Raw genomic sequence first — 11,248 nt, forward strand, 5'->3', positions numbered from 1 at the left:
ACTGAAGCTAGAAAGGGACTGGATGCTGCAATTACCTACTATGAAGCTCAAAAAGTGGGTTTGGGGTTAGATTTAAAATTCTGATACAATTGCGATTTTTCGAGGTTTTTGACGTTTGCGAGTTAGTTTTTCCCCCAATTCCCTTGGATTCAAACTGAATGCAGGTTGGTTCACATCCATAATTATAGCTTCATAGGCGACAACTCCAGAATCTTCAGCATCAATACAACGAGCTGCAACCCTGGATAAATCAAGACTACGGGGAGGTATGTAGGGACCTCGGTCATTCACCCGTACAATCACCGATTGACCATTTTTCCGATTGCGAACATGTAAAAACGTGTTGAAAGGTAAACTTTTATGGGCAACCGTTAAGTCATTTTCATTAAAAGTTTCACCATTAGCCGTTGTCCGACCGTGAAAGTAGGGACCATACCAGGAAGCTAATCCAGATAGTTTCGAGCGTGAAGGAGTAAGTCCATACATTTGCGTTTGAGCTTGTACTAGAGGTAATCTTGGTAGTCCAAACGCGACACGCAGATTGTTTAGCCATTCAACTGCTAATAGGTCAGCACTGATAGTTATCTGCTGTTTAACCTCTGGTGTAATTTGCAATAAAACCCGATTTCCCACCATCAGAGTGGGAATACCATCAACGATTTTGGCATTGAATTGGGAAGCTTGAAAATCCGTATTTTCGAGCAGTCGATTCAGTCTGGTTTTGAGAACTTGAGCATCAGCAAGAGTTGACAATTTGGCGATGAAGTGATGTTTTAGCCAGACCTCATAGTTTTGATGTTGGTGATTATTTTGGCGATGAATCACCACCGCAGAGGTTGGTGTCGGTGCGATTTTTTGTTCTAATCGATGGGAAAGCCGAAACAAAGTTTGTAGCGATCGCAGAATTTGTCGGGAAATCCAGCTAATGTCTACCACTTGGGATTTGACTAATTTCGCGCTTGTTGATGAGGTTGCTTGGGAAATAGTTACAGTATCAGGATTTTGATTGGCGATCGCTCGGCAAAATTGACTGGAAACAGTTTTCCCCTGCTGTTGACTTTGCTCCTTTCCACGAAAATCATCAGCATTTTCATCTACCGATGGCAATGAATGATTTTGACTGTCATCATTATCATTTTCCGGTAACAAATTCGATGGAATTAGGGTTGCACTCCAAAGAGAATACTTCCATCCCTGAGCAACAAAGATGGGAACGGATTTACCCATCATCCGCACCTGACTGACTGGTAATCCCATTGTCGATGAAGTTGTGGTGGTATTGATTATTCTTGCTGATGGCATCAACCCCAAGGATGATGTCATAAATAAAATTCCAATCGATAACATAAGTTAAATTTACTTTCAAGGACTAGCACTCTCAATCAAGTGACTATTTACTCGTTACTCTTCAAGGTCACAATCATCATTTTTGCTGCATCAAAAAAAATTTCCATTCACAAAAACTGATCGAGCAAACGAATAAACAAACCGATGGATAGATGACCATTACCAAGCCTAGCCTGCCAATAACTGAGGGAAACACACAAATTTCAATCACAAAATTGCCGAGCCAAATCAATTAAATAATTGATCCCTCGCAGGGATAATCATAACTTGTTCGTGACAGGAAACATATAAAACTTTTGGATGATGTTCCCGGCAAATAGCCCAGATTCTATTTAATTTTTTTATATTTTTTGTCACAATAAGCGATATGATTTTGCCAAAATCGTATGCTTTGTCACAGCTAATTTCAATCCGGGTGTCAAAATGGAAAGTCTCATTTTTTACATTGTTGATGTCTTTGCGGAAACTAAATACACAGGAAACCAACTAGCTGTAATTCTCAATGCTGGAACCTTAACAAGTCGGCAAATGCAAGCCATTGCCAAGGAAATCAACTATTCCGAAACGACTTTTATTTTGTCAAATCAACCCCATTCCTCTGGCTATCCTGTACGTATATTCACGCCAGAAACAGAACTACCTTTTGCCGGTCATCCGACCCTAGGAACTGCGTATATCATTCAACAAAAAATAATCCAAAAACGTGCCCCAGAAATCATATTAAATTTACCTATCGGTCAAATCCCTGTAAATTTTGATTATGATCAACCTCATTTCCCCCTCCTCTGGATGGAGCAACAACCCCCAAAATTCAAACAAATAATATCCGCCGATTCCATTACTAACGTTCTCAATCTTGATATTGACAGTATTGACACCCGTTTCCCGATTCAAGAAGTATCGACCGGAATTCCCTTTATAATTATTCCTCTGAAAAATCAAGCAGCATTAAAAAGCATTAAAGTCAACCGAGATAAGTATTTTGAATTAATCACAACAACCGAAGCCAAATGTATTTTGGCTTTTTGTTCCCAAACCCACCATCCGGAGAATCAACTGCAAGTCCGAGTATTTTGTGATTATCTAGGAATTCCCGAAGACCCAGCCACAGGTAGCGCCAACGGTTGTCTAGCTGCCTACCTATTGCATAATTCCTACTTTGGCAGCGACACTGTGGATATCAGCGTCGAGCAGGGCTACGAAATCGGCAGACCTTCCCGATTACACCTCAAAGCTCTTTACAGAGAGAAACAAATCCAGGTAAAAGTCGGAGGAAAGGTAATCCCCATAGCTCAAGGGGAATTGTTGTGAAGATGGGAGCAGGGGTAGATAGAATATTCTCAGATATCTCTAAATAGCCGTGATGTAAGGCTTACACCAGAAGCAGTAAAAGTGGTTTTTTCCACTCCCGACTCCCTAATTTACAAGCGAGAGTTTGCGGAAGGAAGATGTAACCCAATCTGTGACAAAACAAGAGAATCAAAACCCTTGCACTTAAAGTCAAAAGTGGTATCGCCGAATAAATTTGGAACCTGAGCAGCGAAACAACCATTTTGCGACCCATGTATGTGGCTTCTAGATTCGCTTTAGAGACTGAACAAGGCAACCCCTAAGTATTTTTGTATTCTTAAGCATTTCCCCTCCCGTCTCCTGTATTCTGTCTCCCCTATTTCCTCAATTCAGCCACTAAAAGGTAAATTTTGGATATGTTTGTGGTTTAACTGCCAAATGTAACGGATTGCAAAGTATAATAAAAACGACAAAACCATTAAGAAATAAAGTTACACCATGCAGCAATATTTGAGCAGTGTGGAAGGTACTGTACTTTCTGGTAAACTGACAGCGCAGGCAATTAACGCCCAAGCAAATCAAGAGGCTAGATCCTCGACCAAGCAACTGCAAACCCTCCAGCCTTCAACGAATGCTGCAACTGTCTGATTCCCCCCCACGCATGAAAACCTCCGTCTCTGCGGAAGAGTCCTACAATCTGTGTCGCCAGTTGACCGCGAAATACGCCAAGACGTTCTATTTCGGGACGATGTTAATGCGTCCAGCCAAACGTCGTGCAATCTGGGCAATTTATGCATGGTGTCGCCGTACCGATGAATTGGTCGATGGTCCAGGAGCGGCGATGACTACCCAAGAAACTTTAAATGCCTGGGAAGGGCATTTAGAATCGATTTTTGCTGGTCATCCCCAAGATGCGTTTGATGTGGCTTTAATAGACACTCTCGAACGCTTCCCGATGGATATCCAGCCGTTTCGCGATATGATTGCTGGACAACGGATGGACTTGTATCGCAGCCGATACAACTCTTTTGATGATTTATATATTTACTGCTACCGCGTTGCTGGTACTGTTGGCTTAATGTCAACAACGGTGATGGGTGTAGATAATTCTAAGTTAACTGCTCCTTGGCAGCGCCATGATTCAACCTATGTGCCCACTGAAGAAGCGATCGCTCTCGGTATTGCCAACCAGTTAACAAATATTCTCCGTGATGTGGGTGAGGATGCGCGACGGGGACGGATTTATCTGCCCCTGGAAGATTTGCGTCGGTTTGATTATACCGAAGCGGATTTACTGAATGGAGTCAACGACGAGCGCTGGCGAAACCTGATGCGGTTTCAAATTGAGCGAGCGCGGGAATTTTATCTCAAAGCCGAACGTGGTATCGGTTTTCTCGCTCGTGACGCTCGCTTCCCCGTTTGGGCTGCCCTAATCCATTACAGTCGCATTCTCGATCGGATTGAGCGCAATAATTATGACGTTTTTAGTCAACGTGCTTACGTCCCCCAATGGCAAAAACTACGCAGCCTGCCTACCGCTTGGTTGCGATCGCAAGTTTTATAATTTTCAGGTAGTTCCACGTCTAGCAACCCCTTGGACGTGGGTATTCTACCTTTTTTGTTTTTATTGGTTGACTAGGATTTTTTTTTTGATATAATAGGTATCTGTTACCCCTGGAGAGGTGGCTGAGTGGTTGAAAGCGGCAGATTGCTAATCTGTTGTACGGCAGGTAACTCCGTACCGAGGGTTCGAATCCCTCCTTCTCCGTTCCTAGCTTAAATTTGAAAAGAGACGTTTCCGAAAACGCCTCTTTATTACATCCAGAAATTCAGTAGATTACATCCAGAAATTCAGTAGAAATTAGCGGAAATTATAGCCAACCCCCAAAAGTAAACCAATATCTGTTTCATCAAAAAAGCCAACGTTTACACCTGCTGTAGCTGTGAATTTCTCGGTTAAAGGTAAATCCACACCTCCAGAAAGCAAGAATCCTACCTTCGAGTTGTCTCCCGTTGTCACCGCAGCTCCAGCACCGACGTAAGGTGCAATCGGTAAGGGTTCACGAAATGGATCATCACTACTAGCAATGGGAAAATCGTAGGTGACAGGGATGAGTATGGAAGTATTATCACCAAATATGGCTGCGGGTCGAACAGATAGGGTACGACTTAATCCCACCTTACTGATTACTGCAAAGTTTCCGTCACCCAAAGAGGATTGACCACCATTGAGACCGATGTTACCCGCTATCCCGATATAGCTAGAACCACCTCTAGTCGCACCACCGATATCAATATCAGCTTGAGCGATTTGAGTTGGAGATTCGATATTCTGGTTAGCTTTATTACCATTATTTTCTGGGGTCAGTAAATCTGCGGAATTTGTTAAGGCCGTAGCTGCGGTGATTACGGAACCTGGTACAGGGATATCTTCTGTTTCTACTGACACCTGAGTATCATTTGTCACTGTTTGTGCATTAGGGAATTGGGACTGAGCAGTAGCAATGTTAGGAAAAGCCAAGGAACCTAAAACTACTGTCCCTAGAACTAATAGAAGCCGATCAAAAATCGAAACCTTATTCACATTCACTCCTTGTCAAGACGACGACGACACCAACAATATTGAAGCTACCCAAGGATTATCTTCCGTGATGGGATGTCAGTCAAAAAACGACTGATTCCGAGCAGCGTGCTTTTTCTAGTACGCTGACGAATAAACAACACCTCCCTATTTAACACCAAAAATCCATTGTTTTCTAGGTGTATAGGAAATTTGCTAGGTAGTCGTCATCTACTGGTAACACCAGAACTGATGAAACCCGCATTTGGAGTAAATCCCTAAAACTTGCTTTTTGATTGGGAATAGGGAGTTGAAAATTGTTTGTCAAGTATTAATTATCAATATTTTGACTATCGTCCTGACTCTGGAGATGGGGTGATAAAGCTGATTTTTCCATCGAGAATACAGACGCGACATGTCGCGTCTCTTCCTATTCCCAAAAACTATAATTCAAGTATTAAAATCGACTTTTAAAATATCCTCTAAAACATCCTCTTAGGAATGGATTGAATTTGCTAGATTTCGCAGATAATTAATGCGTGTTTGCATTGCTGTATCCATATTTAAATCAAAGAAATCAAGGATTTTTTGCCAACGATAAACCCAATCATGACGTAATAGGGAATTAATCACATTTTCTCGACGAATTCTTTCTAAGCGTTGGGGTTGAGCATCTAATTCCGCTAATATTTCCACAATATTATCTGTGTCAGAGGAAATAGGAATCACTGCATCTTCCCAATCAAAATTTTGCTGGAATACCTGACATTGGGGAGGAATTCCAATCATGACGCTACCACCTGCTGCTCCTTCAAAAAAGCGGGAACCAATTTCTTCTTGTCCACCAGTTTGTTGTGGTTGGTCAAATTTAGCTTTGTTGGCAATATAATAGCGAGACCTTTTTATTAAATTACTATAAAGCTCACGATGTTCTTGATAGTTATACATTTGCGAGGCTTTGAGGGAGTCATAGAGATATAAAATATTTTTTTGCTGGGAGAGTTGGAGTAAATGCTGATGAATTTGAGGGGAGCGTCTACCAATGCTATAAATGTAGATCGAACGTTCTAATCTATGGGGATAGGGTGAAAATTTGAGTGCATCGACTCCATAGGGAAGAAAAATACAGGGACGGTTAATCAGTTTAGCGATCGCGTCGGTACTAGCGGATTGGGTGGTGAAGACATAATCAAAGTTTTTGAGCAGTTCAATGCACAGTTTGGTTTTAGAATTCAGTAATTCACATGCCCAAATTTCATCAATCCAAGCCACTGCATAACGACTATTTTCCCGCCAGTTATGAATAGAGTTTAAAGTTGTTAAATCCCAAAAATGTTGACAAATAAAGAAGAAAATATCATGTTTTTTTTGAATCTGGATAGGTTGACAACCTGCATTAAAAAAAATATTTTTTTTGCAGGTTAAACCTAAATAGTTGAAAAATTTCTTTTTCAAGCTATTACCCAAAGTGGATGCGGCAGCTTCAAGAGTAGTAATAGTCCCATTATCAGTAGTACTGATAATATCTTCAAATTCGTATTCTGCTGAACGAAAAACTTCCTGATGGAATCCACGCATTGATATAATTAAAGTGCGAGGTGCAATCCGATTGGCTGGATTTTCCCATGAGAAAATACCTGTTTCTAATTGCGAAGATGAATTTGACAAGGATGGAGAAGGATTGGTCTCAAACAGCATAAAAGTATTCCTTTTGATTGAAGAGGATGTTTTTAAAGTCGATTTCAATACCTAACAATTCAATGCTTAACAAGTTGGTTTTTGGAGAGTAGGGAATCGGGAATAGTTTATAACAACAAACAAATGTAGAAGTGTTTGATAAAATATTTATGACACTTGACAAACATCCTCTAAGTCATAATTAAGATAAATGAAGTTAAATGGCTAATTAAATTTCGTTTCATCAGAAACAATTCTGTTAAAAAGGGTATCAACTTTCAAGATTAAACTCTCTGGAATCGGAAATGCTTATTTAGCGATAAAAGTCCTGTGTCAATATTGTTCCTACTCACTACTCCCCAACTTTAACCGATAAATTCAAATATCACAAAATATTTGTATCTACTCCTGGATATCTCATCGGTGATTGAACTGATTGGAGTGACGAATTAGTTTTTCCATCACTCCCTACTCCCGGTAATTTCCAGAGACTTATAAGAAATACAGGTAATTTTTTAATTAAGCATGAATCGCTTGATAAATGTCTTTATCAAAGTCTTTTTGACGATGGAAAGACCAAGCTAATCTTGCTTGAAGAAGTTGATTAGTGGTATGAATATCAGGGTCAGAATTGAGAACTAAAGTTTGACTAAGACTATGGGCAAATTCTTGCGGACTGTCAGCAATTTCGACACCAGCAGGGTATTTAGAAATACCACGAAATGCAATGGTTGTTCCCACAATCGGAACAACTGTTGCGATCGCATCTAGGGTTTTGATCTGTACACCCCCCCCAGCAATTGCAGGAATCGCGATCACCTTCGCTTCCAGCATAAATTGCTGTGCATCTGCAACAAAGCCACTATAGGTAACGTTGGGGTATTTTTGGCAGAGTGTTTCTCCACCCTTTCCTGCAATGTGTATGGATATATCGGAGGGAAGGTGGGGATAAACGCTTTGGAAAAACCAAACTAGTCCTTCCATATTCGCTTTCCATGTCCAGGTTCCGATAATTCCAATGTCGTAGTTTTTCTGTGTCGGTTGACTAGAAACAGGGTTGAGTCTTGACGGTAAATTAAATACTTGTGTTTGGGGATTCAAGTTACAAAAATACCGATAATCATTTTCGGTTAAGACCCAAACCTGGTTCGCTAGAGTTGCTAATTTATCTTCACAGGTTTTGATTAATTCCGTCTCCCGTTTGTATATGTATCGTGATAGGTGACTTGCTGCATTTGCTGATTGGTCTTGATATATTTGATGTTCAATATTATGGGCTATAAATATAACCTTTGTCGATTTGGGTATACAACTTTTAATATCATCCGCTAACCACCCCATTTGCGCGTGGTCAAAAATAATTATCTGAAAGTCAGTTTGACTTAAAATCTTTTTCACCTGTTGGATATAGGTTTGAGAATAGTATTTAGCACAGGAGAAAGAAAGGTTTTTTAACCAACTTGTACCCATCCAGAACAAAGGGTGTAATCCAGCTTTTTTAGTTTCAATATATCGCTTGGCGATCGCTAACTCATTGTTTGCTATTTTCCAGGTGTCACCCTGTCGCTGGTAGCCTAATACTTGCACTTGATGACCTTGCTTTTCTAAGGTATCAATAAAATATTGGGAGGCAATTTCTCCCCCTGTTCTCCTTGCGCTCGGAAGTACTGTAGTTAAAAAGAGGATTTTCATTATCTGGGATATAAATAAATTAGTTATGTTAAGGCTTGCAAATCAGATAATAGGCTTTCTATGCGGCTAGTACCAAACTGAGAATTAAGTAAATTAATATCAATTTTTGGCGGTTGATAATTATTAATTAATAAGTCGATGATTTGGTTGGCAAATGATTCTGCCTCTTCTGCAATATAAAAATATTTTTTGATTTCTGGGGATAAGCCATGAATTCCTTGGGGTGTGGAAACAATTGGTTTGTGAGCGCTTAACATTTCCAAGGATTTAATGCAAACACCGCTACCAGCAAGAACTGGATTCACCAGGATACGACCTGACTCGTAAACCTGTTGGGTTGATTCTGGATTAGTATACAGGTCAACTCCAGTTGTCTCTGCACATAGTTTTTGAATACTGCTTACGGGATTGGCTCCCGCAATCAAAACCTTTAAATTTGGTAGTTTTTGGCGCACTTTGGGAATTACTTGTTGAATCAGCCAATTCACACCAGCAACATTATTACTAGAGAATAAATTACCGAGAAAGACAATATCATATTTGACCTCTAGCTTCTCTGCTGGACTACTAGTTTCGTAGAAGTTATTTATATCGATAAATGGTGGTAAATATCGACCGTTTGCAAATCCTTGCTCTTGCCAAAACTTTAAGTCATCGTTAGAAATATCGTAAAACAAAGCACTTCGCTTCAAGATGTCTTTTTCATAGGTTTCTAAATGATTGGCTGATAAAATCTTTTTAATTTTCGTCAATCCGGTGGCAGATGATTTTAAGCGTTGTAAATATAAATGCTCGATATTATGGGAACGGGTGATGAGGGGAAGATTAAATTTCTGGCTCAAATATTTAGCAATCTCTCCACCATGAATTCCATCTAACCAAATCAAATCGGGATGAAACTCTTGAACTTGATTTGTGAGGGAACTTAATTCTTGACCTCGAACAATTCGCGAACCTACTTCTAAGGGATAATGAATTAAGTCTAATAAACGGTAAACCAGGGTTACTAAATCCCGTTTATATCTGATTAAATAGAAATTGGATACATGCTCTTGAATTTTCTGCAAATGTTCAGATGTCGGTTCTTCACTTGTCCAGCAAATTAGTTGCAGATCAATGTCATATTTCGCAAAAGCTTGAATTCTTCGCCACATATCAACTCGACCACCATGTCGGGGTGGAAATGGTATATCGTGGCAAACTAGGGTGATTTTCATGGGTGGTAATTTGCTGTGCCGAGGTTTGGATAATTGATGGTGTTGGCTGGGATAATCCCGAATTCATGCCAAAATTAATTCAGCAACCAGTCCTGATCTTCTTCATGACTGTAGGCTGACTGTAAATAACTCTTTTCTAAAAATTGGCGATCGCATATAGTCGTAAAGACGGTACTACTGTAAATAATCCAAAAAATACTATTGGTGGCTAACAGGGTACTTTCGCTAACGTTGTAAATCAGCAAAAATGTTAGGTACATTAATGCCCATATCCCCTCAATACTGCGGGTTAACCGTAAAAGACGAATTCCTTCCCAAATGGCTGTCAAGTAGCTCATCCCAAAGGCAAATACACCCATAATCCCCAATTCTGCTAGTAAGTCCATAAATCCGTTATGACCGTAGGGACATTCCCAAGCTAAGTATCGCCACATGTATGCGGTTGCTTCGTTATCCCAGTCTCGCCAAAATGCATTAAATCCAAACCCTGTCCACGGACGTTCGGATATTTTGTCTAGCATGGCACTCCAAATGTCTGTACGTCCTGTAAAGGTTAAATCCCGTCCTAACGCTCCTGCAATGGCTGGTAGATTATCAAATATCACCATGGCACTACCACCAACTACAAGAATGACTAAAATCACAATTGGTATGACTTGGTTGTAGTTTAGTCGCCAAGAACGATATAAGGGTAAAATTAGTAACAGCGAGACGAGGGCAATTAGGGCTGTTTTAGAAGATGATAATAAAATCAAGACGACAGATAGAGCTAATCCAGTCCAAGCTAACCAACGATAGATGTTTTTGGCTGGTTTTCCTAAACCCACAAACAAAAACGTGATCGCACTCAATACCATTAATCGACCGAGAATGTTTTTATGGGTCATCACACCTCGCCAAGTCCCAGCGTGAACACCCCCTTCTTGAAAGCTCATCACCCCGTAATTAGGTAAGGCGATCGCAAATACAAAGCTTAAACCAATCACTAAGCCAAAAGCCCAAGCCATTAACTGCAATTGCTCCCGTATCGTGTAGCGTGCAGCCATATATACCCCAAATCCGCTCGTTCCTAGAATCAAAATCGCTCGTCGATTGGTTGTATCCGGATCGATTGTCCAAGCCATTGATGCTAGCGCGACTGCAACAACTAACCATAACCAAATACTTTTGGATGCTACCTGCATAAAGTTTTGCCACCGCGACAAAATTAGCATCACCGTCACCCCATACACCCCCATAAATAGCAAGGGTGTATAGGGGTCAGGTGTAATTCCGGATGCACCTTCTGTTTCCAGTAAAACTGGTATTAAGGCTGCTGTTGACAAAAAAAGTGTCACAATTACAAACACTTTTTCTAGTAGCGTTGGCTGGTTGGACATAGGTTATTCGATTTTGGATATTGGATTCAGTTCTCTAGCAAAGTAATGTAATCATGTAAATTTGACTGGGGTGGTCAAACTCAATA

The 11,248-nt window shown here is 40.4% G+C and carries 8 protein-coding genes, 1 tRNA gene and 1 pseudogene; 4 read left to right on the top strand and 6 right to left on the bottom strand.

Features of this window, described 5'->3' with window-relative positions; all coding sequences use genetic code 11:
• Positions 1-72: 72 nt before the first annotated feature.
• Entirely contained in the window at positions 73-1,347 is a 1,275-nt protein-coding gene (locus CDC37_RS21150) for a septal ring lytic transglycosylase RlpA family protein (RefSeq protein WP_096624859.1), read from the bottom strand.
• A 423-nt stretch (positions 1,348-1,770) separates the two neighbouring features.
• Between CDC37_RS21150 and CDC37_RS21155 the strand changes: the two genes are divergently transcribed.
• The 4 genes and pseudogenes from CDC37_RS21155 to CDC37_RS21170 all read left to right on the top strand — a co-directional run bounded on the left by CDC37_RS21155 (position 1,771) and on the right by CDC37_RS21170 (position 4,405).
• Positions 1,771-2,658 (top strand): PhzF family phenazine biosynthesis protein, encoded by an 888-nt coding sequence (locus tag CDC37_RS21155; RefSeq protein WP_096624861.1) that lies wholly within the window; start codon positions 1,771-1,773, stop codon positions 2,656-2,658.
• Positions 2,659-3,126: 468 nt separating this feature from the next.
• Positions 3,127-3,285 (top strand): annotated as a pseudogene (locus CDC37_RS21160) (15-cis-phytoene desaturase); the annotation flags it as partial.
• Positions 3,269-4,201 carry a 15-cis-phytoene synthase CrtB gene (gene crtB / locus CDC37_RS21165; protein WP_096624863.1) on the top strand — a complete coding sequence of 311 codons (933 nt, stop codon included), beginning with the start codon at positions 3,269-3,271 and terminating at the stop codon, positions 4,199-4,201. The pseudogene CDC37_RS21160 and the gene crtB, both read left to right, overlap by 17 nt.
• A 112-nt stretch (positions 4,202-4,313) precedes the next feature.
• Positions 4,314-4,405 (top strand) — tRNA-Ser (locus tag CDC37_RS21170).
• A gap of 93 nt (positions 4,406-4,498) precedes the next feature.
• Here the strand turns inward: CDC37_RS21170 and CDC37_RS21175 are convergent.
• The 5 genes from CDC37_RS21175 to CDC37_RS21195 all read right to left on the bottom strand — a co-directional run bounded on the left by CDC37_RS21175 (position 4,499) and on the right by CDC37_RS21195 (position 11,162).
• The gene (locus tag CDC37_RS21175) at positions 4,499-5,227 is read right to left on the bottom strand and encodes a hypothetical protein (protein ID WP_442861051.1); all 729 of its coding nucleotides are present in this window, start codon (positions 5,225-5,227) and stop codon (positions 4,499-4,501) included.
• Between the two features lie 465 nt (positions 5,228-5,692).
• Positions 5,693-6,895 (bottom strand): glycosyltransferase, encoded by a 1,203-nt coding sequence (locus CDC37_RS21180; protein WP_096624865.1) that lies wholly within the window; start codon positions 6,893-6,895, stop codon positions 5,693-5,695.
• Positions 6,896-7,393: 498 nt separating this feature from the next.
• On the bottom strand, positions 7,394-8,566 hold the full coding sequence (locus CDC37_RS21185) for a glycosyltransferase (RefSeq protein ID WP_096624867.1): 1,173 nt from the start codon (positions 8,564-8,566) through the stop codon (positions 7,394-7,396).
• A gap of 23 nt (positions 8,567-8,589) precedes the next feature.
• Complete coding sequence (locus tag CDC37_RS21190) at positions 8,590-9,783, bottom strand: glycosyltransferase (RefSeq protein WP_197707025.1); 1,194 nt, start codon at positions 9,781-9,783, stop codon at positions 8,590-8,592.
• 74 nt (positions 9,784-9,857) lie between these two features.
• Positions 9,858-11,162 (bottom strand): O-antigen ligase family protein, encoded by a 1,305-nt coding sequence (locus tag CDC37_RS21195; protein WP_096624869.1) that lies wholly within the window; start codon positions 11,160-11,162, stop codon positions 9,858-9,860.
• Between the last annotated feature and the right edge of the window lie 86 nt (positions 11,163-11,248).

The organism is Calothrix sp. NIES-3974, assembly GCF_002368395.1.
GTDB lineage: Bacteria > Cyanobacteriota > Cyanobacteriia > Cyanobacteriales > Nostocaceae > NIES-3974.

What these genes read in the sequence shown, in the direction of transcription:
- CDC37_RS21150 (WP_096624859.1), bottom strand. Translation starts at nt 1,347, where the DNA reads ATGTTATCGATTGGAATTTTATTTATGACATCATCCTTGGGGTTGATG.
- CDC37_RS21195 (WP_096624869.1), bottom strand. Translation starts at nt 11,162, where the DNA reads ATGTCCAACCAGCCAACGCTACTAGAAAAAGTGTTTGTAATTGTGACA.
- CDC37_RS21185 (WP_096624867.1), bottom strand. Translation starts at nt 8,566, where the DNA reads ATGAAAATCCTCTTTTTAACTACAGTACTTCCGAGCGCAAGGAGAACA.
- CDC37_RS21155 (WP_096624861.1), top strand. Translation starts at nt 1,771, where the DNA reads ATGGAAAGTCTCATTTTTTACATTGTTGATGTCTTTGCGGAAACTAAA.
- CDC37_RS21190 (WP_197707025.1), bottom strand. Translation starts at nt 9,783, where the DNA reads ATGAAAATCACCCTAGTTTGCCACGATATACCATTTCCACCCCGACAT.
- CDC37_RS21180 (WP_096624865.1), bottom strand. Translation starts at nt 6,895, where the DNA reads ATGCTGTTTGAGACCAATCCTTCTCCATCCTTGTCAAATTCATCTTCG.
- crtB (WP_096624863.1), top strand. Translation starts at nt 3,269, where the DNA reads ATGCTGCAACTGTCTGATTCCCCCCCACGCATGAAAACCTCCGTCTCT.